Origin of the sequence: Cryobacterium breve, from assembly GCF_027594785.1 — a bacterium.
Classification (GTDB): domain Bacteria; phylum Actinomycetota; class Actinomycetes; order Actinomycetales; family Microbacteriaceae; genus Cryobacterium; species Cryobacterium breve_A.
Window position 1 is genome coordinate 196,125 of record NZ_CP075584.1, and the last position, 26,124, is coordinate 222,248.

Here is a 26,124-nt window from a genome sequence, read left to right on the forward strand (position 1 = left end):
ACCAGATGGCACGTTTGACCCTTCCTCAACTTGAAAGGCACCTTTTCGCCGCGGCAGACATCCTCCGTGGTTCGATGGAGGCTTCCGCTTACAAGGAATACATCTTCGGTATGCTGTTTCTGAAATATGCATCTGATGAGTTCGACGTTGAGAGGCAACAGGTTGTCTCCGAGCAGTTGAAGAGGGGACGAACTCCGGAGGAGGCTCAAAGACGCGCCGAAACCAATACCTTTTACAAATCATTCTTCGTGCCAGAACGGTCCCGCTGGACGGCGATCCGCGATGACCTCCGAGATGCAGTTGGATCGGGCCTCAATAAGGCGCTTGAGGCGCTCGAACATGAGAACCGTGCGTTGGAGGGCGTGCTTCAGCACATCGATTTCACTCGCAAGGTCGGACAGTCTTCCATGTCCAATGCGAAGCTTCGCGACCTCATTATGCATTTCAACAAAGTGGCGCTCAGGCAACAGGACTTTGAATTTCCCGACCTGCTCGGAGCGGCTTACGAGTATTTGATCCGCGACTTTGCCGACTCAGCGGGCAAGAAGGGCGGAGAGTTTTACACGCCCCGGGATGTTGTTCGACTCCTCGTCCGTATTGCGGATCCAAAGCGTGGGATGAGCGTCTACGATCCAGCTAGCGGCTCGGGCGGAATGCTTATCCTCGCCAGAGAGTACGTCGAGGAGGCTGGCGGCGACCACAGAAACCTCTCGCTCGCTGGCCAAGAGAAAGATGGAAGTGTCTGGGCGATTTCAAAAATGAACTTGCTTCTCCATGGGGTCCCTGACGCCGACATCCGGAACACAGACGACGGAACACTTGAGGATCCCGCTCACGTCAGCGGCGGAGAATTGCAGAGATTCGACAGGGTGATCACAAATCCACCTTTCTCCATGAACTACAGCAGGGCGAGCATCCCGTTCCCGGAACGCTTCAAGTACGGCTACACGCCAGAAAAGGGGAAGAAGGCCGATTTGATGTTTGTCCAACACATGTTGGCCGTAACGCGGCCGGGTGGCATGGTGACGACTGTCATGCCGCATGGGGTCTTATTTCGAGCTGGTGAGGAGGCGAAGATTCGAACGGGCTTTCTTGACGACGATGTCATCGAGGCGGTCATCGGCCTCGGCCCACAACTCTTCTACGGAACGGGCATTCCAGCATGCATTCTTGTTCTTCGTCCGAAGGGGGCGAAAGCAAGTAGCAGACGTAACAAGGTGCTTTTCATAAATGCTGACAAGGACTACCGGGAGGGACGCGCTCAGAACTATCTCGAGCCGGAAAATCTTGAAAAGATCGTATCTGCATTTCGGGCTTTTGCAGATATCCCAGGCTTTGCCCGAGTTGTCGGTCGTGACGAGCTGGAAGCACACGAAGACAACCTCCACATTCCTCAGTATGTCGACACAGGCTCCGGATCCCGAACCTCAGAATGTTCGCGCGCACTTGCATGGCGGTATTCCACGGAAGGAACTCGAAGCAAGGGTCGACCTCTTTTCGGACCATGGCCTGAATCCAGGAAGTCTTCTAACAGGGACAGAGTGCGACTTCCCGATATTCTCACCTGCCATAGGCAGCCGGAAAGCCATAGCTCCCTTCATCAATGGAGATGTCGGTGTAAGGGCAGCAGAGTCCGAACTGCTAACAGATATCCTCGGCTGGTGGCAGCTGCAGCTGGACCGGATTGACTGTCTAGAGTCCACTGCGGATCTCGCGTCACTTCGCAGGGATTTCATTGTGTCATTTCAGGCCGCACTTTCCGGCACGAAAACGCTTGACCGCTTCGCTATCTCGGGCATCATCGCGTCTTGGTGGAGCAACAACTTGGTCGATCTCAAGACGCTATCTACCCTCGGATACAAGGGCCTTGTCGAAGCGTGGGTAGCCAGCGTGCTCGATGCCTTGGGCGACGAGAAGTCTGAAGCAAATCCGCTGGACCATGATGCAGCGAAGGCGCTGGTTCCAACATACCTAAATCAACTCTCCGCGCTCGCGAATGAAGTTGCAGAGCTGGACCAGGCAATCAAAGCAACCAACGCTGTAGACGAAGACGGTGAACCTATAGAAGTGGTCCTTTCGCCAATCGAGCTGAAGGAGATGAAGACTCAGCTCGCACTGGCGAAGCGGCTGCTGAAGGTGGAACGAGGTGATTTTGCTCAGAAGCTTATGAGCGCCAGCGAGGTACTTGACCTTGCGGCTGCTCGTAGCGTGGTTCTTAACATTTTCCAGTCTGATCTCTTGCACGAGGCGAACGAGCGAAGTGCGCGTCGACGGCGGCGGAAGTTGTCGCAGTGTTTGAAACGTGGTGGGACAAATACCAGGTTCCTCTCGCTGCCCTTGAGGAATTGAACGCGTCTGCCTCCCTGAAACTGACAGGGTTCCTCAAGGAGCTTGGATATGAATGAGTCCCGACGGCTCTCTGCACTTGCGACTTGCGTGAATTCGCGAGTGGGGCCTGGCCAGAAATTGGCCTCAGTTGCCTATGTCGGACTGGAACATCTGACTACCGATGTGCCCCGCATAACCGGTACGGCACCGTCGTCTTCTTCGGTGGGTATCAACACGGTATTCCAGACGGGGGACACACTTTTTGGAAAGCTCCGCCCAAACCTCCGCAAAGTCGCGAGAGCTGATTTTTCGGGCTATTGCTCAACCGAGATTTTGGTCTTAAGGGCTCGTACAGGGGTCGACGCTGGATATCTAAGCCATGTATTACGATCCGAGAGTGTTCTTGGGTTTGCCGCGGCTACTGCGTTCGGCACCAAGATGCCGCGCACGTCTTGGTCCCTCGTCGGCGCCCAGGAAGTGTTCACTCCACGCTTCGAAACTCAACGTCGAATCTCCGAAATACTGGATGCCATCGATGAAAAAATTAAATGGTCAGATCTAGTTGTCCAGAAATTGTGTGCACTTCGCGAGGGCATAGTCTCGGGCGAGCTCGCTGGCGGCGCGGCAGAAACCAGCCTCGCAGATGCTTCGGTCAAGATAACCGACGGAACTCATCAGTCGGTTGTATTAGACGATTCCGGGTCCATACCTTTCTTGTATGTGTCGAGCATCCGCGATGGGCGCATTCATTGGTCGACGACCGGACGTATCTCCGATGCCACTTACCGACGCATCAGTCCCGGTCGGGAGGCTGTGAACGGGATGGTCCTGTATACGGCCGTGGGCTCCTTCGGGCATGCGGCTGCTGTCGACGTCGAGTATCCGTTCGCATTCCAACGGCATATCGCTTGCATCTACCCAGATTTTCGCATCGCGCGAGGTACGTACCTTTCTATCTACTTGAATTCAGAGTTTGGCAGAAAGCAATCTGAGGTATTCGCCGTAGGCAACGCCCAGAAAACCGTGTCGCTTTCGTCGTTGAGTAAGTTCAAGATCTGGCTGCCCACTATCCCTGAGCAGGATCTAATTGTTGAGAGAATCCACGCGCTCGATCAGCGCATAGAACATGAGCGCGCAGTGATGACCAAATTGGAGTCTCTGAGAATAGGCATGACATCGGACCTCATCGCTGGGCACATTCCCCTGCCAATAGGAGCTTCCGATTGAGTGACGGATCAGAGTATTCGCACGTCGAGAAACCCCTCCTGCAACAACTTGCCGCTCTCGGGTGGCAGGTAATACTGGGCGGAAATCTCGGTGCATCAGTCGCTGAACGCGAGGCCTTCCGAGAGGTGATACTCGAAGAGCGCTTTCGCTCGGCGCTTCGGAGAATCAACCCAGGCCCAAATCGCGGTGAATGGCTTGACGACGAGCGCCTAAGTGGTGCGCTCTTGGAATTAACGCGGGCGGGCATAGGAAAGCTCATCGAGGTCAATGAACGGATGACGCGGCATTTGCTTGAGGGAATCTCGGTCGCCGGTCTTCCGGACTGGGATCAAGGGCGGACACAACACATCCAGTTCATCGACTTCCAGAGGCCTGAAAACAACGACTTCTTGGCTTTCAGCCAATTTCGCGTAGACGAGCCTGGCGGACAGTCAAAACGGTTCATTGTGCCGGATGTTGTTCTGTTCGTGAACGGTATTCCGCTCATCGTTATTGAGTGTAAGAGTCCAAACATTGTTGACCCGGTCACTGAAGGTATCAAGCAGATCCGTCGCTACGCCAACCAGCGCTCCCTCGGCATGCCCGAAGGCAACGAGCGCCTGTTCTGGACGAACCAATTCGTCGTCTCGACCTACGGCGACCGTGCTCGTGTCGGCACCTTCACCTCTGGACCAGAACATTATCTCGAGTGGAAAGATCCCTACCCGCTCTCCACGAACGACCTCGCTGAGGGCCTCCGGAAAACGCGCGATGCACTCAGCGGGCAGGAGATGCTCGTAGCCGGCATGCTTACCCCGAAGAACCTTCTGGACATCGTGAAGCACTTTGTCGTTTTCACGGTCGTCGACGGCAAGCGAATCAAGATAGTCGCTCGATACCAGCAGTACCGCGCTGTCGGTAAGGCCATTCAGCGGCTCCGAAGTGGTAAGACACGGGCCATCGACGGAGAGGCAGATCGCCGAGGCGGTCTCATCTGGCACACACAAGGTTCGGGGAAGTCGCTCACCATGACCTTTCTGATTCGGGCCATGCGTTCTGACGCCATCCTTCGTTCCAGCAAGGTGGTCGTTATTACTGACCGCACTGACCTTGAGAAGCAGCTGGCGGCTACCGCACAAATATCCGGCGAGACCATAGAGCGTGTTCGTCGCGCCAAGAAGCTTAGGAAAGTGCTCGCAGAACACGGTCCCGGCTTAGTTTTCGCCATGATTCAGAAGTACCGGGACACGGGTAACGCCGGTCAACTTGGCCTCGCGGGCGACGATGTCGCCGAAGAACTCGGTGTGCTCAATAGTGATGAGTCCATCGTCATATTGGTCGATGAAGCACACCGATCCCAGACCTCCGCCCTGCACGCAAACCTCATGGCGGCCCTGCCCAATGCCGCGAAGATTGGCTTCACCGGTACGCCAATTATGAGTGCCGGTAAGAAGAAGACGACCTCGATCTTCGGCGAATTCATTGACAAGTACACCATTCGTCAAGCTGAGCAAGACGGGGCGGTCGTTCCGATATTTTATGAAGGTCGTACAGCCAAGGGGGCGGTTTCGGGCGGTAGCGACCTCGACCAACTTTTCGAGGACATGTTCGCAGAGCAAACCCCCGAAGAGGTCGAACAGCTAAAGACTCGCTACGCCACAATCGGAAACGTACTGGAGGCGCCCAGCCTCATCGCCGCCAAGGCTCGTTCCATAATGTGGCACTACCTGTCGACCATCTTCCCCGGTGGCTTCAAAGCCCAGCTAGCAGCAACAAGTCGTCTTGCTGCGGTCCGCTACCGTGATGCCCTCAACGACGCCCGAGATGACTTCGTGGCTCAGCTCGAAGGTATAGAGCCTTACATCATCGACGGAGTCGAGGATGCTTCGATGGACATCGATTCGCTGCCGAGCAAGATGCAGATACTTATTCGAGCTCGGCCGCACCTGGGCCTTATTCGAGCCCTTGAGTTTGTACCGGTCATTTCTGGTAACCACAACGACGACCCCACCTGGGCGAGGTGGACGGACAAAGTTCTACAGGAAAAGACTATTGAAGACTTCAAGAAGCCTCTCGGCCTATCGGGACAAAAAGAGTAGCCCCATAGCCTTCCTCATCGTTCGAACTATGCTTCTCACGGGCTTTGATGCCCCCGTTGAGCAGGTGCTCTACCTAGATCGGTTCATCCAGGACGCGGAGTTGCTCCAAGCTATTGCGAGGGTCAACCGTACAGCCACGGGCAAATCGGCTGGCTTCCTTGTCGATTACTTTGGGGTAGGTGCCCATCTCCAGAAGGCGCTGAAGGCCTACGCACCTGAGGACGCCGAGGACACTACAGGGGCGCTCGCGTCCATCATTGATGAATTGCCAAAGCTTGCCGACCGCCATGCTCGGGTAGTTGCCATATTCTCCCTGGCAGGAATCGATACCTTCGACGCGGATCAAGACATCGAGGCCTGCGTGCAGGTCCTCGAGGATGAGCCCCTTAGAGTCCGATTCGATGTCTTGTTTAAATCCTTCTTGGCCACGCTAGATACTGTCCTACCTCGGCCCGAAGGGCTGGGATTCGTCAAGGATGCGAAGCGATTCGGCGTTATCCAGAAGGTGGCTCGTCGTCGTTATCGCGAAGACGGACAGGGCGACTTTGATGTGTCCCTGTACGGGCAGAAAGTACGAGACCTCATTGATGAGCACGTTCTAGCTCTGGATATCGCAGCTAAGATTCCACCGGTCTCCATCACCGACCCGGACTTCATCGCGAAGGTCAACGGCCTGACTTCAGACAAGGCGAAAGCGTCTGAGATGGAACATGCACTGCGATACCACATACGCAAGAACTTCGACCAAGACCCCGGTCGCTACAAGAAACTCTCAGATCGTCTCGAAGAGATTCTGAAGACTCTCGTCGACAAGTGGGATCAGCTAACCTTTCAGCTTGAACAGCTTCTCGAGGAAACCACGGAAGACGAGGCGACCGACACTCCGCACGTTGACCCGCTAGTTGCGCGCTTCTATGGCGTCCTCGAGCTTGAGTTCGCTTCCACAACTGAACTACCTGAAGAAATTCGTCTGACGCTCGAGAAGCTCGCTGCCGGCATCGTCGACCTGGTGGCAAAGCGTTCCGGCATCGTACGGTTCTGGCAGAATCTTGTTGCCCAGGAGGACCTCCGGCACGAGCTACGCATGATCCTAGACGACAGCGACATGTTCCCGTTCGAGGACCAGGAGGCAGTTGCAGACACGTTAGTGGAACTTGCCAGAGCTAACCGCAGCAGATTTGCTGAGAGGTCTCGTTGGGCAGGGGTTTGATGGGTTCCAAAGTATTGACCCTGGACGGTCTGCGTATTCCAGTGAAGTTCGGCGGCGGTGACCGTCGGGCGAGGCTCACGATTCTGCCCGACGGGAGCTTGGAGCTACTCGCTGCTTCTGATGTGGCGATTGAAGAGCCTGCAGGAGTTCTTGGAATCTAAACGGAACTGGATCTATACCAAGCTCGCGGCGAACGAAGAGCTCCATCGGCGCCCTGTGGAGAAGGAGCTAGTTGATGGTGAGAGTTTTGTGTACCTCGGGCGCAACTACCGGCTCCAGATCGTCGATGAGTCATCCAATAGTGTTCGTCTTGTCGGTGGAAGGCTGCGGCTGCCGGCTCAGCTCGCTGACATCGGCCGGACGCCGCTTACGGATTGGTACCGCGTCAGCGGTCGGGCATGGGTTGCTCCGAAGGCCAGGGACTGGTCGGAGCGGCTCCGCGTGCACCCAGGCACAATTGAAGTCACGGATCTGGGCCGCAAGTGGGGGAGTGCGACGCCAGGTGGGAACGTGCGTCTTCATTGGGCAGCGTTCCAGCTAAGTCCTGTTCTCATCGACTATGTGGTTGCACATGAACTTGCGCACCTCAGGGAACCGCATCACGGACCGGCGTTCTGGCAGGTTCTGGGGCGGGCGTTGCCCGACTTCGCAGAGCGTAAGAATCTTTTGGCACGCGTCGGAGCGAACCTGTGGTTTGGAGAGATTGCGGTCAATCACAAGTAGAGAATCCGCTGCAGGTGTCTCCGCTCCAGCGCTACTAAGGCAGGGGATCAGCGAAAGTACTTCAGAGCTCTATACGACACGAACTGGCTACGGAACTTACTGGCATCCCACTACGAGTCCCGCTCTTAGATGAGGTCTCTTAAAAGAGATGGGTCGTCGCGAGTGGGCGGAGGAAGGCCGCTGAAAGAGGTCTCTAGCCAACTCGATAGCCGGCTGTGCTCGTCCTCGCGTGGGCTGCCGCGTCTGACGAATTGACACCTTATCTTGGGCGCAATAGCCGTGATGCGGCAAGAATGACGACACATCGCTCCTGCTCGATACCGCTCGTCGAGGCCATTTCATCCCGGCCCGGTAGCCTGAGGACATCGTTATCGGCGCTCGACAGGGCCGCCGGCGACTGCACAGCATCTTCGTGGTGTTTGGGGGAATGTACGTGGTAGATGTATTAGCTGTTGCGACGAAAATGGCCGCCTCAGCGATGGTTTACGTCGTTCAGGCAGGTAACAAGGTCACGCTCAATTGGCGTGTTGGGAACGCCGCCGCGCATATGGCTCGTGATGCCGGCATACAGGTGAGCGGGCACCGGATGCGCCAATCGGCCAAACGCGACGACGTGCTAAATATCCTGAAGTCCGGCTCGCCAGCCCAAATAGAGGCTTTGAGGCGACGACTTGATCATGTTCCCGGGGCCAAGTCCACGCCAACGGATCTTCAACCTGGAGATGCTCTCGCGGGATATTTTCAGAGGGCCTATACCGAAACCCTCCCACACGGCGAGGCGCTTCAGGTCGCCTCTTCACGTACCGTGACGGCAATTGACCGAGTCGTCGGGGAGCTCTCCGAGAAAATAGTAGAAAGAGACGACGACTCCGCACTAATGGAAATGCGGCTCGAGAAGTTTCATCCGCTTCGCGCTGGATTTGCTCGAGACCTCCGGTCGCTCTGGCCAAGCACGCCGACGTTGATCGGCCGACTCACCGCCACAGACGACCGAGGCCAGACTCTTTCGGACTGGGCGGCGCAGGAACCAAGATTCTTGCATTCAGCGCCACCGGCGGTACAGGCATTCCTAGGGCAGATTGCTGGAGATTCTGGGCAGAAGCAGGCGGCACTGCATTTCTACGATTCAGCGTTAGCGGACGGGATTTCTCCGCGAGGTTTCTGGAAAGTATGCCGTATGTGGCAGTCGGGGACTCGCAGTATCGAAGAGGCCCGAGAATATCTAGATGATGTTGCGGCCGACCCGTTCGTGCAGGCCGTGCTGGGCGACGCCGAAGAGCTTTCTTCAGGTTTGGGTGCATGGTTACCGTCCTCAGATTTGGAGCGGGCGACAAAGGAGATTCTGCTGGCACGACAATCGCTTGCTGAACTCGATTTCGACAATGCGATTCTGATGGGAGTTCGGGCCTACGAAGGGCTATTAGCGACGGAGGCTGGCCTAGTTGCCGTGCGTGCGTTGATCGTTCGGCATTCGAAGAGGTCCTCCCCTTTGCACTCGGATGATGCGACGAAGGCACTTACTCTCGCGCTACGGATACGAGACGACCAAAGGCGGTGGGCGAGTAGTAGCGCCGCTGCTGTCGTAGAGGCCGCCCGCGCTGCTCGGCTTATAGACGACAATGAACTGGCCTGGCGAATAACGCAGTTGCCCCCGGAAGGTGAAGCCAACTTGTTGGAAGCCAATTCAAGAGTTGTCCTTGACTTTGCGTGTCTCTTGGCCGCCGAGGCAGGGCGATTTGAAATCGCTCGCAGCCTAGTTGGCGCGGTGAATACGCCGTGCGTCCGAAGTCAAGTCGAAGCTCTCATCTCCGTGGATGCGGGCGACGAGGAAGGTGCTGTCCGAGCTCTGAAAGCTGCGCTCGAGGCGAGCGACGATTGGGACGAGAAAGCACACATTCTCTTCAGACTCGCGCTGCTCGGCACTACAGACCCATTTGTCGGCGTGCTTGGCAAGGAAAACCCACAGGTGGCCAAAGAACTCATCCTGGTCGCGTCGCTCTTCGCCGAAGAGGATGGCGCACTTGCGGAGGCTCGCCTGGAATCGGGGAAACAACCTCGGATAGCCATCGCTCTGTTGGACTATTACAAACGCCACGAAGAGATGGAAGCCGCAGCGAGGCTCGCTTCTGAGGCGGCGATGCGGTGGACGGCGCCCCACTTCTGGATGGATGCGGCGCATATATATCAGCACTTGGGAGATCCCAAGAGGGCTATTGAATGCCTCAAGTCCGCTCTCCTAAACGCTGGAAGCCGTTGGGGGGAGAGTTCGAAGCAAATACGCTCCTAGTCGAGTGCTTTTCTAGCCTTTCCGAGTGGGATGAAGCGGTTCGCGCGGCGACAAGGCTTGTTCAACTTCGCCCGAAAAGCGTGCGTGCAGTATGGGCTCTCATCGCCTGTCAGTACTTTCTCGGTCGAACAAGGGATGCGCTGAACACGCTGACCGGTGTCGGCAGTGGCATTAGACCCGAATCAAGACAAGATGCCAGGGTTTGGACGGCATTGTTCGAAGAATTCGGCACCGAGGTCGGTAATTCCGAGGACGCGATTCATATTGCAACGGATTGGAAAGACGACGAAGAAATACGCCGTCGCGTCGTTCATGCATTGCTCTTCAATTCGGTGCCAATCGACAGCCAATACAGCCCGGTAGGGGAGTACCTCGCTGATTTCCCCAACTCCGTCCATTTTCAACTAGTTCCGGTCGATATGGAAAGACCGCTTGAGTCATTGCGCGCGGCTTTGGGAGATCTTCCAGACACATCTGACGTCGATGCGCAGGTCGCTGCCGCTCGCCTCCCGATATGCATCTCCGCAGCGGTGCACAACACAACATACGCGGAGGCAATCGTCGTGCGAGCGGCCATTGCACGGTTCGCGGGCACCAACGACATCGACGGTGAAATCCTCGCAATTCGCGCCGCGGAAAATGCTGTGATCGTCGTGGATTCGACAGCCCTGTTCACGCAAATTCTCCTTCCCGAGATCACGTCAGTAGCGGCCGCCGGCTTGTTTGCTAGTCAGGAAACTACCGCGGAACAATTTCGTGACTCGGTAGGCTGCCTCGCGCGCATGAAGAGAGCGTCTGGACTTCGATATGTCCCGGCGGCCGGGGGAGATGTCGGTAGCTTGCGCACGGTGCCGGAGGAAGACCGGACCCTTCGTATCCAAGAGGCGCAACGTCTACATGACCGTTTTGAGCAAACCGCGCGCGTCGCTCACCCAGAATTGGTTGTTCTTCCTGGATTCGCGGGCAATTCAACCCATGTCCTGAACACGGCATTGTCCGCCCTCGACCATGCCGCGGCACACGGGTTGGCGTTCTGGTCTGACGACCTATTTCTTAGAAGGATGGCTAGCGAGATCGGAGTCCCGTCTTTCGGAACTGTCGCGCTGCTCGAATTCCTGTGTCTGGAGGGGCGTGTCAATCACGAAATCCTCGAAGCAAGCAGGGCCGCTCTCATCGTTCAGTATTACGTCGGTATTGACTTCGATTCTGAGACTTACGCGCTGGCGATGCGGATTGATGGCGACAGTCCGAGAGGTGTCGCCGTCGCTATGATGCACGGCGGAGGTGACAAGAGCAATGAACGTCTGACCTTGCTAATGGACGCCCTTGCCGCGTCTGCTCAGTCACCGGAATCGTTGAGAGACTGGTCCTACACTCTGGCGCGGTGGCTCCTCCATGTGTCCACAGCCGTTGAGGGGACTCCGGCGACACTCTCAATACTCATCCGTCAAATCCTTGGAGAAGCGTGGTGCAAGTCATCATGTCTGCCGTTCGTCATCCAAGGGATTCGCGCAGCAGCCGAATTCGCGAACGAAAGTATTGACCCCGTTCTCGACGGCTTCGGATATTTCCACGCTGGCCTGAAGAAGCAAGTCGGTACGGAGATCGCGGCGACTTTCATGCTCGAGTTGGCGAGCCAGCTTCGAGACGATGATCGACAAAGGGTCACGCTGGCGATCTTGTCGTAGTTGGACGCGCTTGTGTGCGTGTGTCTGGCCCTGGCCCCTGGGGAGAATGCAGCCGCTCAAACCTCCCGCCCAACATGATCACGGCATCCCTTCCCTCGAAGGAGTCTGCGTGCGGCACCCGAAATAATCCGAAGGGTGGAGCTCGGTCTTCGTCTAAATACGCAACACATTCAGACTTGACAGGGAAGACATCGGCCAGGGTGATGCCGTCGTCGTGAGGGATCACGGGGCTGACCGGGACCGCTTCGCGCTCGTCGACGTCGGACCGGACCCGAAGCCCTTGCAACGCTGCCTGAGTTCGCTCGGGATCGACCGCATCGACCTCCTGGTGCTGACCCACTACGACATGGACCACATCGGCGGAATCGCGGCCGTGATCGGCCGGGTCGGCACCGCGCTCGTCGGCATCCCCGAGAACGCGCAGGACGAGCGGCTGCACGCTCGGCTCGCCGAGGGTGGCGCCGAGGTCCGACAGGCGGCGAAGGGCGACGCGGGCACGCTCGGCGGCCTGCGCTGGGACGTGCTCTGGCCCGTACGCGGCGGATCGGAGATGCAGACCGGCAACCCGGGAAGCGTCACGATCGAATTCGACGGGCGCGGCATCCGTTCGGTTTTTCTCGGCGACCTCGGCGAGGACGCCCAGGACGCGCTCGACCGGGTGTCGGCTCCGGGCAGGGTCGACGTCGTCAAGGTCGCCCACCACGGCAGCCGCGACCAGAGCCCGCAGTTCTATGCCGAGCTGCACGCAACGGTGGGGCTCATCTCCGTCGGCGCCGACAATCGCTACGGTCACCCGACCGTCTCCCTGCTCGACCTGCTCCGCTCGGTGGGCACCCTCGCCGTGCGCACCGACCGGCAAGGGCTCTCGGTCGTCGCGCCGGACGCCGCCGGGGGAGGCGCGCTCACTGTCTGGACGGAGAAGGGCGGCTGACGCCGATGACGTGCCGAGGGTGAGTGTCCCCGGTGCCGGTTAGGCTGGAAACCCTGAGCCCGCCCCTGAGCCGGTCAGGGGAGAGGACTCGCGTGGCCGTCCGCAGCGCAGCACCCGCCAAGACAGCGCGCGCCGGCAAGGCCGTCGCGATCCCGCAACTCGCCTGGCACGAGGTCCGGCCGGCCCCCATCGTGCTCGTCTCCGGGACCGAGACCTTCCTCGCCGAACGGGCCATCCGGCAGCTGCGTGACTTCCTCAAGCTCGAGGACCCGAGCCTCGAGATCAGCGACGTGCTCGCAGACAGCTACGCGCCCGGTGAACTCCTCACGATGGCGAGCCCGTCGCTGTTCGGCGAACCGCGCCTGATCCGGGTCACGAACGTGGAAAAGTGCAGCGACACCTTCCTGGCCGAGGCCCTCGACTATCTCGAGAACCCCGCGGACGACACCTACGTCGTGCTCCGCCATGCGGGCGGCGTGCGCGGCAAGAAGCTCCTCGACACCATCCGGTCCGGCCTCGGTGGCGGCATCGAGATCGTCTGCGCCGAACTCAAAAAGGACACCGACCGGCACGACTTCGCAGCGGCCGAGTTCCGCACGGCGGGCAAGCGGGTCAGCGGCAGCGCCCTGCGCGCCCTCGTCGCGGCCTTCTCCGGGGACCTCGCCGAACTCTCCGCAGCCTGCCAGCAGCTCATCGCGGACTCGACCGCAGAGGTCACGGAGACCACGGTCGACCGGTATTACGGCGGCCGCGTCGAGGCGAACGCGTTCAAGGTCGCCGACGCGGCGATCGCCGGCAAGTTCGGCGACGCTCTCGTCATCCTGAGGCACGCGCTCACCTCCGGCGCAGACCCGGTGCCCGTCGTCGCGGCCTTCGCGATGAAGATCCGCACCATGGCCAAGGTCTACGGTGCCCGGGGCGGGTCCGGCCAGCTCGCCGGCCAGCTCGGCCTGGCGCCCTGGCAGGTCGAACGCGCCCAGCGCGACCTCCGCGGCTGGACAGACGAGGGCCTCGGACGGTGCATCGTCGCCCTCGCCGAAGCGGATGCCGCGGTCAAGGGCGCCGAACGGGATCCCGTTTTCGCCCTCGAACGCCTGATCGGTGTCATCGCCCGCCGCGGCGAGGACTGACCTGCCGACGTACCCCTGCCAGTCCGTAACGGCTTCATTCCCAGTGTGACACCATAATTGCTTGACATGACACCACGCTGGTGTCATCATGGTGACATGGAACTCGGACAGTACGTCACCGACCTGCAGCGCCAGTTGGCGGAGACCGCGGCGAACGGCGCGGAGGACACCCGCGCCGTCGCGGAACGGCTCGCCGCCGGACTGGATGCCGCGACGAGGCTCGTGCTCCTCGACGTCCTGTCGGCCGCGGTCGGCGAGATCACCCGCGACCTCGCGCCCGGTTCGGTCGACCTGCGACTCCGCGGCCGCGAGATCGAGTTCGTGGTCACCCAGCCGAACTCCGAGTCCGACGCCGAGGAACGTCAGCCCGCCGCCGTCGACCTCGACGACACGAGCACCTCGCGCACGACGCTCCGCCTCCCAGACGCCCTCAAGTCCCGGGTGGACGAGGCGGCGGCGGCCGACGGGCTTTCTGTCAACACCTGGCTCGTCCGCGCGATCGCAGCCGCCCTCCAGCCCCGGCAGCCCCGGCAGCGCCGCTCAGCGCAACGCACGCTCCGCACCGGGGACAACTTCGCTGGCTGGGCGCGCTGACCGGCCCGGCCCCGGCATCCACCAGCACCACCCCGACGCATCACACACACCGGTCTCGCGCCACACACCGGTCTCACACCAGCCCACAGAAAGGGACGCGCCAGCATGCCCGCATACAGTACCCCCGGCCCCATCGACCTCGCCATCAACCTGCCCGTCGGCATCGTCGAGGTGCTCGCCGGCGACCGCCCCGACACCATCGTGACGGTGGCGCCGACAAACCCGGCGAAGGCCGTCGATCGCAGGGGAGCGGAGGAGACCCGGGTCGAGTTCGACGGCAGCCGGTTGACCATCACCGGGCCGAAGCCCCGCTTCAGCGTCATCGGCCCGACCGAGTCCGTCGACGTGAAGGTCGAGCTGCCCACCGGCTCGCGGCTGACCGTCGAGATCAGCGTCGGCGGCGTGCGAACCGTCGGCCGGCTCGGCGCGACCCGCGTCAAGGCGTCGACCGGCGCCGTGAACCTCGACAGCACGGGCGACCTGTGGCTCCGCGCCTCCCACGGCAACGCGTCGGTGACCACCGCAGACGGCGGCATCGACATCACGGCGGACCACGGTCAGATCCGGATCGGCACCGTAACCGGTGACGCCGTGCTCAAGGCGTCGCATGGCAGCATCCTGATCGGTGAATCGGGCGGCGACCTCGAGGCGAAGCTCTCCTACGGCGACCTCGACATCACCACGGCGCTCGCCTCTGTCTCGGCAAAGACCGCGTACGGCAGCATCCACCTGCACGAGGTGTCGAGTGGTTCGGTCCAGCTCGACAGCGGCTTCGGCCAGGTGACCGTCGGCGTCCGACCGGGCATCCCCGTCTGGCTCGATCTCGCCACGAAGGAAGGACGGGTGCGCAACGAACTGGCCGGCGACCGGGCTCCCGACTCCGCCGAGCACACCGTCTCGGTCCGTGCGCGCACCCGTTTCGGCGACATTGCCGTCGAACGGGCCCGCTGACCCGGTGAAGCGCAGCACCCAGCAACAGAAACAGCAGGGCAGTCAACCAGCAGAAGGGAATGACAGACATGACCAGACCGGCGATCGACGTCCAGGGGCTCCGTAAGGCCTATGGCGGAAAGACCGTGCTCGACCAGGTCGACCTCAGCGTCGAGGCGGGCACCGTCACGGCGCTGCTCGGCCCGAACGGCGCGGGCAAGACCACGACCGTGCACATCCTGTCCACGCTCGTGCGACCGGACGGCGGCACCGCCGTCGTCAACGGATGCGACGTGGTGCGCGACCACGACGGCGTCCGCGCCGCGATCGGCCTCACCGGCCAATTCTCGGCCGTCGACGGCCTGCTCACCGGCGAAGAGAACCTCCGCTTGATGGCGAGGCTGCGGCACCTCGGGCCGAAACGCGGGGCCCAGCGGGTGGCGGAACTCCTCGAGCAGTTCGACCTCGTCGAGTCCGCGCGGAAGCCGCTCGCGACCTACTCGGGAGGGATGCGTCGCCGCCTCGACCTCGCCATGACCCTCGTCGCGGCGCCGAGGGTGCTCTTCCTCGACGAGCCGACCTCCGGCCTGGACCCGCGCAGTCGCCACACGATGTGGGACATCGTGCGCGGCCTGGTATCGGACGGCACGACGGTTCTCCTCACCACCCAGCACCTCGACGAGGCCGATGAGCTCGCCGACCGCATCGCTGTGCTCGACGGCGGCCGGATCGTCGCGAACGGCACGCCGGACGAGCTCAAGCGCCTTGTCCCCGGCGGCCACATCCGGCTGCGATTCACGGATGCCGCGGCGCTCGACGCCGCCGCGCGCCTGCTCGGCGACTCCACTCGCGATGAGGCAGGGCTCGCGCTCACCGTGCCGGGCGACGGCACGGTCGGCGCGCTGCGCGGCATCCTGGGCCGCCTCGACAACGCGGGCGTCGAGATGGAGGACCTCAGCATCCACACGCCTGATCTCGACGACGTCTTCTTCGCCCTCACCGCCGCCACAAACCGGTCCGCCCGGTCCGCGCGGGCCGCTGAGGCCGAACCGGCTCGAACGAAGGGAACGGAGTCATGACCACCCTCACCGCCGCGCACGCACCCGCCCCCGGCCGGAGGTCGCATGTGATCGCGGACACCGTCACGATGCTGCAGCGCAACCTGCTGCACATGGTGCGCTACCCCGGCCTCTCGCTGTTCACCATCCTCGGACCCGTGGTGGCGCTGCTGCTCCTCGTGTTCGTCTTCGGTGGAACGCTCGGGGCCGGCCTGCCCGGCGTCGACCCCTCCGGCGGACGTGACGCCTACCTGGCCTACGTGATGCCCGGAATCCTCCTCATCACGATCTCCGGCAGCGCGGGCGGCGCCTCGATCACCGTCGCCATGGACATGACGGAAGGAATCACGGCGCGCTTCCGCACCATGTCGATCTCGCGGGCCGCGGTCCTCGCCGGACACGTGGTCGGCAACACCGTCCAGGCCGTCATAGCCGTCGTGCTCGTGCTCGGCGTCGGCCTCCTGATCGGATTCCGGCCCACGGCGAGCCCGGCGGAATGGTTCGCGGCGGCGGGCCTGATCGTGCTCATCTCGTTCGCGGTGAGCTGGCTCGGCGTGGCGATGGGAATGCAGTCGAAGTCCGTCGAGACGGCCAGCAACCTGCCCCTGCTCCTGACTCTCCTGCCGCTCCTCGGCAGCGGCTTCGTGCCGACGGCCTCGATGCCGGAGTGGCTGCAGTGGTTCGCGCAGTACCAGCCGTTCACGCCGTTCATCGAGAGCCTGCGCGGGCTGCTCCTCGGCACCCCGCCCGGCTGGAACCCGGTGCTCGCGATCGGATGGTGCGCGGTGCTCGCTCTCATCGGCTACGCCTGGTCGATGGCACTCTACGAGCGCAAATCCGTGCGCTGATCGATGACGACGAAAAAGCCCCCGCCGAACAGGCGGGGGCTTTTCGACAGCCGGAAAGCCGGCTGGGTGGTGCGGAGACTAGACGAGCGCGCCGACGGACTTGGCGAGCGCGGACTTCTTGTTTGCAGCCTGGTTGCGGTGGATGACACCCTTGCTGACGGCCTTGTCGAGCTTCTTCGACGCAATCGCGAGGCTGGCGACAGCCTTGTCCTTGTCGCCGGAGGTGACAGCGAGGCGCGCAGCGCGAACGGCGGTCTTGAACTCGCTCTTGACCGCCTTGTTGCGCTCCTGGGCCTTCTTGTTGGTGCCAATACGCTTGATCTGCGACTTGATATTTGCCACGTTTATACGCTTTCGTTAGGTTCTTGTTCGGATGGGCCGCGTGGCGGTAGAGGGCGCCGTACGGCAAAATCGTGGTGGGGTGGGACCCAACACGCAAGCCAACAGGCAACGATACCAGTTATTCGGTCCGGCCGATAATCCGGTCGGGGAACGTCAGGGGAGCCGGGCCAGGATCCGGGCGAGCACGGCCGCGAAGCGATCCGGCTGGGCAAGGCTGACCAGATGCGTCGCCCGGGGGACGACGATGAGGCGGCCGTCCCTGCACGCGGAGAGGAATCGCCTCTCGTGCAGCCGGAACTGGTCGAAGGCACCGTTGACAAGCCAGACCGGCCCCGGGTATTCGGCCAGGCTCCGCAGCGGGCTCAGCGTTGCCGTCGCGCAGAGTCCGGCATCCATGACGCCGAGCGGAACCCCGCCGGCGAGGGCGTCGAGCGCACCTTCCCGGGGCAGCAGGACGCGCACGAGTGTTGTGTGCAGCCACAGGCCGTGGTCGGGGAGGAGACGGATCACCCGGGCCAGGCGCCGGTAGGCTGCGAGCCCCGGTCCGGCCGGAACGAAGCTGCACCCGGCCGCGACGAGGCCGACCAACCGTTCGGGACGGGCGGCGGCGTATGCGATCGAGTAGTACCCGCCCAGGGACAGCCCGACCAGGAGCACCCGGCCGCCCAGTGCGGTCACACCCTCGTCGATCGCCCGGAGTGCCGCCGCGACCGTGAATTCTTCGTCGCTGCGCAATCCGTGGCCGGGTAGATCGATGGCCAGCGACGGATGTCCTGATTCGCTGAGGCGCGCCTGCTGCTGCCGCCACATGGTGCGCGAAGCCCGGATGCCGTGCACGAACAGCACCGGAGTGGTTGCCGTCATCGTTCCTCCCGCGTTGTCGGCGCGACCCGGCCGATAGCCGAGGATTTTACTCGCGCGCGATGCGCTCTCCGCGGGCGAAATCCGCGGCGGGCCCGAGCTATGGGAGAATTACCGGATCATGTCACCCAGACCCCTCACGGCGTTCCTGCCGGCCGCAACACCGCCGGCATTCATCCGTAACTTCTGCATCATCGCGCACATCGACCACGGCAAGTCCACCCTCGCCGACCGGATGCTGCAGATCACCGGCGTCGTCGACGACCGCCTGATGCGGGCCCAGTACCTCGACCGCATGGACATCGAGCGCGAACGCGGCATCACCATCAAGAGCCAGGCCGTGCGGATGCCGTGGGAACTCGACGGCCAGGCCTACGCGCTCAACATGATCGACACCCCGGGTCACGTCGACTTCACCTACGAGGTCTCCCGGAGCCTCGCTGCGTGCGAGGGCGCCATCCTGCTCGTCGACGCGGCCCAGGGCATTGAAGCCCAGACGCTCGCGAACCTGTACCTCGCCCTCGAGAACGACCTCACGATCATCCCGGTGCTCAACAAGATCGACCTCCCCGCCGCGGACCCGGACAAGTACGCGAAGGAACTCGCGAGCCTGATCGGCGGCAAGCCGGAGGACGTGCTGCGCGTCTCCGGCAAGACCGGCATCGGCGTCGCCGAGCTGCTCGACCGGGCCACCCGGCTCATCCCGGCCCCCGTGGGAGACCCGGACGCCCCCGCCCGCGCCATGATCTTCGACTCGGTCTACGACAGCTACCGCGGCGTCGTCACCTATGTCCGCATGATCGATGGAAAGCTCAGCCCGCGCGAGAAGATCCAGATGATGTCCACCCGGGCGACCCACGAGATCCTCGAGATCGGTGTCACGAGTCCGGAACCGACCCCGAGCAAGGGTCTCGGCGTCGGCGAGGTCGGCTACCTGATCACCGGCGTGAAGGACGTCCGCCAGTCAAAGGTCGGCGACACCGTCACGACCGCGTTGCGTCCGGCGACCGTGGCCCTGCCCGGCTACACCGAGCCCAAGCCGATGGTGTTCTCCGGCCTGTACCCGATCGACGGCAGCGACTACCCGGCCCTCCGCGAAGCACTCGACAAGCTCAAGCTCTCCGACGCCTCCCTCGTCTACGAGCCGGAGACATCCGTCGCCCTCGGCTTCGGCTTCCGCTGCGGCTTCCTGGGCCTGCTCCACCTCGAGATCATCACCGAGCGCCTCGACCGCGAGTTCAACCTCGACCTGATCACGACCGCCCCGAGCGTGATCTACGAGGTCTCGACCGACGACAAGAAGACCGTCACCGTGACGAACCCGAGCGAGTTCCCGGACGGGAAGATCGCCAAGGTCGAGGAGCCCATCGTCAAGGCCGCGATCCTCGCGCCCAAGGACTATGTCGGCGTCATCATGGAACTCTGCCAGGGCCGTCGCGGCACCCTGCTCGGCATGGAGTACCTCGGTGAGGACCGGGTCGAGATCCGCTACACGATGCCCCTCGGCGAGATCGTCTTCGACTTCTTCGACCAGCTCAAGAGCAAGACCGCCGGCTACGCCTCGGCTCGACTACGAACCGATCGGCTCGCAGGAGGCGGACCTCGTCAAGGTCGACATCCTGCTCCAGGGCGAACAGGTCGACGCGTTCAGCGCCATCGTGCACCGCGACAAGGCCTACGACTACGGCGTGCTCATGACCGGGCGGCTGCGGAAGCTCATCCCACGGCAGCAGTTCGACGTTCCGATCCAGGCCGCGATCGGCGCACGCATCATCGCCCGCGAATCGATCAGCGCCATCCGCAAGGACGTCCTCGCCAAGTGCTACGGCGGCGACATCTCGCGCAAGCGCAAGCTGCTCGAGAAGCAGAAAGAAGGCAAGAAGCGCATGAAGATGGTCGGCCGCGTCGAGGTGCCGCAGGAGGCCTTCATTGCCGCGCTCTCGGGCGACGAGCCGGCCAAGAAAGAGAAGAAGTAGGCGGATGCGCCGGTCCACCTTCACCGACGCCGCCGTGACGTACACGGCGATCGGCGGCACCCTCGCCCCCGACCTGCTCCGGTACCCGCCCCGCGGCTACCGGCCGCTCGAACGCACCGTGCGCCTCGGCAGCGGCGCCGAACGGTTCCGCACCGCCGCGGCGTTCCTGATGACTTGGGGGGTGCAGCTCGGCAGCGGCATGACCGTCACCGACCTCCTCCCCGGCACCGGCGTGCAGTACACCGGGATCGTGTTCGACCAGGACGGCACCCCGTCGACGAACCAGGCGCATCCCGTCGACGAGGCGACGTTCGCCGACGACGGCACTCCGTACATCGTGAACGGCATGTCCGCGCGCCTCTCGGTCGCGGTCGGCCCGTTCACCGTCGACTCGCCCGTGCGCGTCGTTTACGTCATCGACGAGGCCGACCGGATCGGCTTCGGCTACGGCACCCTGCCCGGCCACCCCGCGAGCGGCGAGGAAGCGTTCATCGTCGAACGACACGACGACGACTCCGTCTGGCTGACGATCCGGGCATTCTCCCGCCCGAGCACCTGGTTCTACCGACTCGCCTGGCCGATCGTCCGGCTGCAGCAGGCGAAGTTCACCGCCAGGTACCTGCGCGCCCTGCACCCGGTCGGCGCGGTCTGACCGTGGGCAGCGCCCTGCCTCTCGGCGACCCCGCCCCGCGTGACGGGCTGCTCCCGGCATCCGCCGCCGTGGGAGCCCACGAGCGCGACTTCGGCGTGTACCTGCACGTGCCCTTCTGCCGGGTGCGCTGTGGCTACTGCGACTTCAACACCTACACGGCGACCGAGCTGCGCGGAGCCTCCCAGCACGACTACGCCGGACAGGCCGTCGCCGAGGTCGAGTCCGCCGGACGAATCCTCCGCGACTCCGGGGTTCCCGACCGGGAGGCCGCGACGGTGTTCTTCGGCGGCGGCACCCCCACACTGCTGCCCGCCGCGGACCTCGTGCGGATGCTCGACTCCGTCCGCGACACCTGGGGCCTCGAGTCCGGCGCCGAAGTGACCACAGAAGCCAACCCGGACTCGGTCGACGCCGCCTACCTCGACGCCCTCGCCGCCGCCGGCTTCACCAGGGTCTCGTTCGGCATGCAGTCCGCCGTGCCCCGGGTGCTCGCGACCCTCGAGCGCACCCACGATCCGGAGCGGATCCCGCTCGTGACCGGCTGGGCGCGCGACGCCGGCCTCGACGTGAGCCTCGACCTCATCTACGGCACACCGGGGGAGACCCGCGCCGACTGGCGTGCGAGCCTCGAGCAGGCCATCGGGCTCGCCCCGAACCACATCAGCGCATACTCGCTCATCGTCGAGGACGGTACGAAACTCGCGAGGCAGATCCGCCGCGGCGAGCTTTCACCCGTCGACGAGGACACCCAGGCGGAGTACTACGAACTCGCCGACGAGCTCCTCGAGGCCGCCGGCTACGGCTGGTACGAGGTCAGCAACTGGGCCACGGATGCCGCACACCGGTCCAGGCACAACCTCGCGTACTGGCGCAGCCAGGACTGGTGGGGGGTCGGGCCCGGTGCGCACAGCCACGTCGGCGGCGTGCGCTGGTGGAACGTCAAGCACCCCTCGGCATACGCGGACCGGATACTCGCCGGTGATTCGCCGGCCGCCGGGCGGGAAACCCTCGACGCGACCACCCGGGAGGTCGAGAGAGTCCTGCTGCTCACCCGCATCCGGGAGGGCATCCGGATCGACACGCTCTCGCAGGCTCGGTCGCCGCGAGGTTGCCGGTCTCATCGCCGATGAGCTCATCAACGCGAAAGCCGCCCTCTCCGGGACGGTCGAATTGACCAGGAGAGGGCGGCTTCTCGCGGACGCCGTCGTGCGGCGGCTGCTCGCGGACTAAGGTTCTGCGGTCTAGCTGACGAACTTGATGGTGAGCGGGTAGGTGTAGTACTCGCCCTTGTTGGCCGCGAGGGCGGCGAGGATGCTGAACACAACGCTGAGAACCCAGATCGCCGGCAGCAGCAGCAGGCCGATGAACGCGAAAAGAAGGATGCTCGCCACCACGTACGCGATCAGCAGGGTGATCTGGAAATTGAGCGCCGTCGCCGCGTGTGCCCGGATGAACGGGCCGCGGTCCTTGAGTACGAGGTAACCGATGAGCGCAGGCAGGAATTCGAAGAGGATTCCGCCCACGTGGATCAGGGTGGCCCACAGCCGTTCGTCCGACGGGTTCATCGGAGTGACGGGCTGGTAGGAATTGGCGGGGGGTGGGGTGGTGGACATTCGGGCTCCTTGTGCGCGTTGTCGGTTGTGCTGGTCCCGCGAGTTACTCCGGGCGTGTGGGTTCCGCCGTGCGCCGGGCTACTTGATCAGACGCAGGGCGAAGGGGTAGCGGTAGGCCTGGCCGTCCTTCGCCTTCAGGAAGCCGAGGACCGAGAAGATGATGGAGACGACGAACGCCGCGAGGTTGATCAGGCCGCCGATCAGGACGACCGTGAGGATCCAGCCGATCACGTAGATGATCGCGATCGTGATCTGGAAGTTCAGCGCCTCCTTCGCTTCCTGGTCGGTGAAACGGCCGCGGTCCTTGAACACGAGCCAGATGATCAGCGACGGCAGGAAGCTGATGATGCCGCCGAGGTGCGCGAACGACGCCCACTGGCGGTCCTCGGTCTCGGTGAGGGGAACGGCGGCAACGGGAGTGGGTGCCGCCGGCTGGTACGGCTGCTGCGGGGGCCGCTGGCCCAGGTTCGGATCTTCGCCGCTGTTACCGGTTGAATTGCTCATCATCGTGCCTTTCCATGCGGATGGGGGACCATTACAAGACTCAAGGTACTGCGCCCAATGATCCGCTAGCAATGGGGGTGTCCCCGTGTGTCGCGATATGATTGGCAGTCAAACGCTGTGAGTGCCAAAGTCGCCGGCACCCAGTCACCCGGAAAGGAGGCGATTCAGTCATGGTTTCGGATCGCAGCCTCGAAGTTCTGCGGGTCATAGTCCAAGACTACGTCGCCTCGCGCGAGCCCGTCGGCTCAAAAACCATCGTTGACCGGCATTCCTTCGGAGTGTCCGCGGCGACCATTCGCAATGACATGGCTCTCCTCGAGGAGGAGGAGCTCATCATCGCCCCGCACACCTCCTCAGGGCGGATCCCGACCGACAAGGGGTACCGCCTCTTCGTCGATCACCTCGCCGATCTGCGCCCGCTGTCCGCGGCGCAGCGCCAGGCCATCGAAACGTTCCTCGGGCAGTCCGCCGACCTCGACGAGGTCCTCGCCCGCAGCGTCCGGCTCCTCTCCCAGCTCACCCACCAGGTCGCGCTCGTGCAGTACCCCTCGCTGTCCCGCGCGAAGGTGCGCCACATCGAGCTCGTGCCGCTCTCGGAGACCCGGCTCCTGTCCGTGCTGATCACGGATGCCGGCCGGGTCGAGCAACGCGTGATCGAGCTTCCCCGGCCGCTCGAGGAACACCTGCTGGTCCGGCTCCGCGCCCGTCTCAACGCCGCCGTGGTGGGCCTCAGCATGAGCGCGGCAGCGACCGTGCTCACGGATGCCGCCGACCTGGCCGGCGAGCAACCCGACCTCGTGTCCCTCGTCACCCTCACCCTCCGCGACCAGGTCGGTGCGAACCGGCAGGAGCGGCTCGTGATGGCGGGAGCCGCCAACCTCGTGCGCACAGAGGAAGACTTCACCGGGAGCATCTACCCGGTGCTCGAGGCCATCGAGGAGCAGGTCGTCCTGCTGCGCCTCTTCGGTGAGATGGCCACCGACCAGCACGGGGTGTCGGTGAGTATCGGCAGGGAGAACGCACCCTTCGGCCTCTCCGAGACGAGTGTGCTGACGAGCGGCTACAGCTCGCAGGGTGGAGACCTTGCCCGCCTCGGCGTCCTGGGCCCCACCCGGATGGACTACTCGAACAACATGGCGGCCGTCCGTGCCGTCGCCCGCTACCTGTCCCGCCTGCTCGAATAGGCGAGTCTCCCGACCAGCCCCCACGCCGCACACCTACGAAAACAGACCTAGGAGAGCCAGCTTTGGCTGACCATTACGAAGTACTCGGCGTCGCACGCGATGCCTCCACCGACGAGATCAAGAAGGCGTACCGCCGCCTCGCCCGCCAGCTCCACCCCGACGTGAACCCCGGCGCAGATGCGTCGGAGCGGTTCAAGCACGTCACCCACGCCTACGACGTGCTGAGTGACGCGAAGCAGCGTGAGAACTACGACCACGGCGGCAACGGCCGAACGGGCGGAAACGCCGGTTTCGACGGCAACTTCGGCAACTTCGGCGACATCTTCGAGACCTTCTTCGGCGGAGGGGGCGGCGGCGGAAGCCGCGGGCCCCGATCCCGCCGGGAACGCGGCCAGGACGCGCTGATCCGGGTCGAACTCGACCTCGACGAGATCATCTTCGGAACCCACCGCGACCTCGAGGTCGACACGGCCATCGTCTGCGCGACCTGCAGCGGCACCTGCTGCCAGCCGGGCACCGCACCCGTCACGTGCGACATCTGCCACGGCACCGGCAACATCCAGCGCGCCGTGCGCTCCCTCCTCGGCAACGTCATGACGTCGAGCCCGTGCGGCTCCTGCCGCGGTTTCGGCACCATCATCGCCACCCCGTGCGTGACCTGCCAGGGCCAGGGCCGCGTCCGCGCGCGCCGCACGGTTCCCGTCGACATCCCCGCCGGCGTCGACACCGGGCTCCGCCTGCAGATGCCCGGCAGCGGAGAAGCCGGCCCCGCCGGCGGCCCCAACGGTGACCTGTACCTCGAAATGAAGGTTCGCCACCACGACGTGTTCAGCCGCGACGGTGACGACCTGCTCTGCACCCTCGACGTGCCCATGACGGATGCGATCCTCGGCACGACCACAACGGTCAAGGCCCTCGACGGCGACATCACCGTCGAGATCCGTGCCGGAGTGCAGGGCTCCGAGGTCATCACGGTCAAGGACCGCGGAGTCTCGCGCCTCCGCGGCAACGGCCGCGGCGACCTGAAGGTCGGAATCCACGTCGTGACGCCGACCAAGCTCGACCACAAGGAACGGGAACTGATCGAACAGTTCGCCGCGCGGCACAAGTCCCCGGCGCCCGCGCTCAGTGCGGTGCAGCAGGGGCTCTTCGCGAAGCTCCGCGACCGGTTCCGCGTCTAACCGAATGGCTCACTTCTTCATCGACGAGTCCCTCCGGGCGGAGGACTGCCCCGTCGGGGCCCTCGCGACCATCATCGGTGCGGAGGCCAGGCACGCGGTCACCGTGAGCCGGGTCCGGCCGGGGGAGCACCTGCTCGCCGGAAACGGGTCCGGCTTGCTCCTCGAGGCGACCGTCGAGGACGCCGAGCCCGGCCGGCTGGCCCTGCGGATCGACGGCGCACGAAACATCGAGAGGCCGAGCCCGCGCATCCGCCTCGTGCAGGCACTCGCCAAGGGCGACCGCGACGAGATGGCCGTGCAGGCCGCGACCGAACTCGGGGTCGACGGTGTCGTCCCGTGGGCTGCATCCCGCTCGGTGACGCGGTGGGAGGGCCCCAAGATCGCCAAGGGCCGGGATCGCTGGCGTGCCATCGTGCGGGAAGCGTCCAAGCAGTCGATCCGGGCCTGGCTTCCCGAGGTCGCAGAGCTCACGAGCACCAAACAACTCGCCGTGCTGGCGCGGGACACCCGGATGCTGCTCCTCGAGCCCACCGCCGAGCTTCGGTTGACCCGGTTTCCGGCGCACGACGCCGGGGCCGACGATCAGGCAGGAGCGGCGCGGGACATCGTGCTCGTCGTCGGCCCGGAAGGCGGCATCGCGGCCTCGGAACTCGAGCCTGCTGGAATCCGCGGGTGCCGTGCGGGTGCGCCTCGGCGACACCGTGCTGCGCACCTCGACGGCAGGGCCCGCCGCCCTCGCCGTGCTCAACGCCGCCCTCGCCCGTTGGTGACCGTCCGCT

General features: G+C 63.4%; 21 protein-coding genes and 3 pseudogenes. 20 read left to right on the forward strand and 4 right to left on the reverse strand.

The window, feature by feature from the left end; translation table 11 throughout:
- Positions 1 to 5: 5 nt before the first annotated feature.
- The 14 genes from KIV56_RS00975 to KIV56_RS01040 all read left to right on the forward strand — a co-directional run bounded on the left by KIV56_RS00975 (position 6) and on the right by KIV56_RS01040 (position 17,032).
- Entirely contained in the window at positions 6 to 1,688 is a 1,683-nt protein-coding gene (locus KIV56_RS00975; protein ID WP_281534815.1) for a type I restriction-modification system subunit M, read from the forward strand.
- Between the two features lie 49 nt (positions 1,689 to 1,737).
- Positions 1,738 to 2,349 (forward strand): hypothetical protein, encoded by a 612-nt coding sequence (locus KIV56_RS00980; protein WP_281534816.1) that lies wholly within the window; start codon positions 1,738 to 1,740, stop codon positions 2,347 to 2,349.
- Between the two features lie 201 nt (positions 2,350 to 2,550).
- Positions 2,551 to 3,555 (forward strand): restriction endonuclease subunit S, encoded by a 1,005-nt coding sequence (locus tag KIV56_RS00985; protein ID WP_281534817.1) that lies wholly within the window; start codon positions 2,551 to 2,553, stop codon positions 3,553 to 3,555.
- Positions 3,552 to 5,633, forward strand: a complete 2,082-nt coding sequence (locus KIV56_RS00990) for a type I restriction endonuclease subunit R (protein WP_281534818.1) — start codon at positions 3,552 to 3,554, stop codon at positions 5,631 to 5,633. Before KIV56_RS00985 ends, KIV56_RS00990 begins: the two co-directional genes overlap by 4 nt.
- A 28-nt stretch (positions 5,634 to 5,661) precedes the next feature.
- Positions 5,662 to 6,843, forward strand: a complete 1,182-nt coding sequence (locus tag KIV56_RS00995; RefSeq protein ID WP_281534819.1) for a type I restriction enzyme subunit R domain-containing protein — start codon at positions 5,662 to 5,664, stop codon at positions 6,841 to 6,843.
- A gap of 120 nt (positions 6,844 to 6,963) precedes the next feature.
- Complete coding sequence (locus KIV56_RS01000; RefSeq protein ID WP_281534820.1) at positions 6,964 to 7,566, forward strand: M48 family metallopeptidase; 603 nt, start codon at positions 6,964 to 6,966, stop codon at positions 7,564 to 7,566.
- Between the two features lie 427 nt (positions 7,567 to 7,993).
- On the forward strand, positions 7,994 to 9,853 hold the full coding sequence (locus KIV56_RS01005) for a hypothetical protein (RefSeq protein ID WP_281534821.1): 1,860 nt from the start codon (positions 7,994 to 7,996) through the stop codon (positions 9,851 to 9,853).
- 212 nt (positions 9,854 to 10,065) lie between these two features.
- A complete protein-coding gene (locus KIV56_RS01010; RefSeq protein ID WP_281534822.1) occupies positions 10,066 to 11,541 on the forward strand; it encodes a PIN domain-containing protein in 1,476 nt (491 codons plus the stop codon).
- Positions 11,542 to 11,731: 190 nt separating this feature from the next.
- On the forward strand, positions 11,732 to 12,472 hold the full coding sequence (locus KIV56_RS01015; protein ID WP_281536245.1) for a ComEC/Rec2 family competence protein: 741 nt from the start codon (positions 11,732 to 11,734) through the stop codon (positions 12,470 to 12,472).
- Positions 12,473 to 12,564: 92 nt separating this feature from the next.
- Positions 12,565 to 13,602, forward strand: coding sequence for a DNA polymerase III subunit delta (gene holA / locus KIV56_RS01020; RefSeq protein ID WP_281534823.1), 1,038 nt, complete (start codon positions 12,565 to 12,567; stop codon positions 13,600 to 13,602).
- 96 nt (positions 13,603 to 13,698) lie between these two features.
- Positions 13,699 to 14,196, forward strand: a complete 498-nt coding sequence (locus tag KIV56_RS01025) for a toxin-antitoxin system HicB family antitoxin (RefSeq protein ID WP_281534824.1) — start codon at positions 13,699 to 13,701, stop codon at positions 14,194 to 14,196.
- Between the two features lie 105 nt (positions 14,197 to 14,301).
- Positions 14,302 to 15,147, forward strand: coding sequence for a DUF4097 family beta strand repeat-containing protein (locus tag KIV56_RS01030; protein ID WP_281534825.1), 846 nt, complete (start codon positions 14,302 to 14,304; stop codon positions 15,145 to 15,147).
- A 68-nt stretch (positions 15,148 to 15,215) separates the two neighbouring features.
- Positions 15,216 to 16,205: an ATP-binding cassette domain-containing protein gene (locus KIV56_RS01035; protein ID WP_432432652.1), complete on the forward strand. Its 990-nt coding sequence runs from the start codon at positions 15,216 to 15,218 to the stop codon at positions 16,203 to 16,205.
- The gene (locus tag KIV56_RS01040) at positions 16,202 to 17,032 is read left to right on the forward strand and encodes an ABC transporter permease (protein ID WP_281534827.1); all 831 of its coding nucleotides are present in this window, start codon (positions 16,202 to 16,204) and stop codon (positions 17,030 to 17,032) included. The genes KIV56_RS01035 and KIV56_RS01040 overlap by 4 nt, the downstream gene beginning before the upstream one ends.
- Positions 17,033 to 17,110: 78 nt before the next feature.
- Here KIV56_RS01040 and rpsT read toward each other — a convergent pair whose 3' ends face one another.
- Together rpsT and KIV56_RS01050 are read right to left on the reverse strand one after the other, a co-directional pair.
- A complete protein-coding gene (gene rpsT / locus KIV56_RS01045) occupies positions 17,111 to 17,374 on the reverse strand; it encodes a 30S ribosomal protein S20 (RefSeq protein ID WP_134446062.1) in 264 nt (87 codons plus the stop codon).
- A 153-nt stretch (positions 17,375 to 17,527) separates the two neighbouring features.
- Positions 17,528 to 18,238, reverse strand: a complete 711-nt coding sequence (locus KIV56_RS01050; protein WP_281534828.1) for an alpha/beta fold hydrolase — start codon at positions 18,236 to 18,238, stop codon at positions 17,528 to 17,530.
- Positions 18,239 to 18,356: 118 nt separating this feature from the next.
- Here KIV56_RS01050 and lepA point away from each other — a divergent pair.
- From lepA to hemW, 3 genes and pseudogenes are all read left to right on the forward strand, one after another.
- Positions 18,357 to 20,211 (forward strand): annotated as a pseudogene (gene lepA / locus KIV56_RS01055) (translation elongation factor 4).
- A 4-nt stretch (positions 20,212 to 20,215) separates the two neighbouring features.
- Positions 20,216 to 20,863: a DUF1990 family protein gene (locus KIV56_RS01060; RefSeq protein WP_281534829.1), complete on the forward strand. Its 648-nt coding sequence runs from the start codon at positions 20,216 to 20,218 to the stop codon at positions 20,861 to 20,863.
- A 2-nt stretch (positions 20,864 to 20,865) separates the two neighbouring features.
- Positions 20,866 to 22,093: pseudogene (gene hemW, locus KIV56_RS01065) on the forward strand (radical SAM family heme chaperone HemW).
- An 11-nt stretch (positions 22,094 to 22,104) separates the two neighbouring features.
- Here the strand turns inward: hemW and KIV56_RS01070 are convergent.
- Together KIV56_RS01070 and KIV56_RS01075 are read right to left on the reverse strand one after the other, a co-directional pair.
- On the reverse strand, positions 22,105 to 22,476 hold the full coding sequence (locus KIV56_RS01070) for a DUF4870 domain-containing protein (RefSeq protein WP_281534830.1): 372 nt from the start codon (positions 22,474 to 22,476) through the stop codon (positions 22,105 to 22,107).
- A gap of 78 nt (positions 22,477 to 22,554) precedes the next feature.
- Complete coding sequence (locus KIV56_RS01075; protein WP_281534831.1) at positions 22,555 to 22,983, reverse strand: DUF4870 domain-containing protein; 429 nt, start codon at positions 22,981 to 22,983, stop codon at positions 22,555 to 22,557.
- 167 nt (positions 22,984 to 23,150) lie between these two features.
- Between KIV56_RS01075 and hrcA the strand changes: the two genes are divergently transcribed.
- The 3 genes and pseudogenes from hrcA (at position 23,151) to KIV56_RS01090 (ending at position 26,115) form a co-directional block, all read left to right on the forward strand.
- The gene (gene hrcA, locus KIV56_RS01080) at positions 23,151 to 24,164 is read left to right on the forward strand and encodes a heat-inducible transcriptional repressor HrcA (protein ID WP_281534832.1); all 1,014 of its coding nucleotides are present in this window, start codon (positions 23,151 to 23,153) and stop codon (positions 24,162 to 24,164) included.
- A 62-nt stretch (positions 24,165 to 24,226) separates the two neighbouring features.
- Positions 24,227 to 25,345, forward strand: a complete 1,119-nt coding sequence (dnaJ, locus tag KIV56_RS01085; RefSeq protein WP_281534833.1) for a molecular chaperone DnaJ — start codon at positions 24,227 to 24,229, stop codon at positions 25,343 to 25,345.
- 4 nt (positions 25,346 to 25,349) lie between these two features.
- Positions 25,350 to 26,115, forward strand: a pseudogene (locus KIV56_RS01090) (16S rRNA (uracil(1498)-N(3))-methyltransferase).
- Positions 26,116 to 26,124: the final 9 nt, after the last annotated feature.

Bases quoted from the DNA above. Each gene is read 5' to 3' on its own strand.
- KIV56_RS00975 (WP_281534815.1), top strand. From the start codon at position 6: ATGGCACGTTTGACCCTTCCTCAACTTGAAAGGCACCTTTTCGCCGCG.
- KIV56_RS00995 (WP_281534819.1), top strand. From the start codon at position 5,662: ATGCTTCTCACGGGCTTTGATGCCCCCGTTGAGCAGGTGCTCTACCTA.
- KIV56_RS01000 (WP_281534820.1), top strand. From the start codon at position 6,964: ATGTGGCGATTGAAGAGCCTGCAGGAGTTCTTGGAATCTAAACGGAAC.
- KIV56_RS01005 (WP_281534821.1), top strand. From the start codon at position 7,994: ATGTACGTGGTAGATGTATTAGCTGTTGCGACGAAAATGGCCGCCTCA.
- KIV56_RS01025 (WP_281534824.1), top strand. From the start codon at position 13,699: ATGGAACTCGGACAGTACGTCACCGACCTGCAGCGCCAGTTGGCGGAG.
- KIV56_RS01030 (WP_281534825.1), top strand. From the start codon at position 14,302: ATGCCCGCATACAGTACCCCCGGCCCCATCGACCTCGCCATCAACCTG.
- KIV56_RS01035 (WP_432432652.1), top strand. From the start codon at position 15,216: ATGACCAGACCGGCGATCGACGTCCAGGGGCTCCGTAAGGCCTATGGC.
- KIV56_RS01040 (WP_281534827.1), top strand. From the start codon at position 16,202: ATGACCACCCTCACCGCCGCGCACGCACCCGCCCCCGGCCGGAGGTCG.
- KIV56_RS01050 (WP_281534828.1), bottom strand. From the start codon at position 18,238: ATGACGGCAACCACTCCGGTGCTGTTCGTGCACGGCATCCGGGCTTCG.
- KIV56_RS01060 (WP_281534829.1), top strand. From the start codon at position 20,216: ATGCGCCGGTCCACCTTCACCGACGCCGCCGTGACGTACACGGCGATC.
- KIV56_RS01070 (WP_281534830.1), bottom strand. From the start codon at position 22,476: ATGTCCACCACCCCACCCCCCGCCAATTCCTACCAGCCCGTCACTCCG.
- KIV56_RS01075 (WP_281534831.1), bottom strand. From the start codon at position 22,983: ATGATGAGCAATTCAACCGGTAACAGCGGCGAAGATCCGAACCTGGGC.
- hrcA (WP_281534832.1), top strand. From the start codon at position 23,151: ATGGTTTCGGATCGCAGCCTCGAAGTTCTGCGGGTCATAGTCCAAGAC.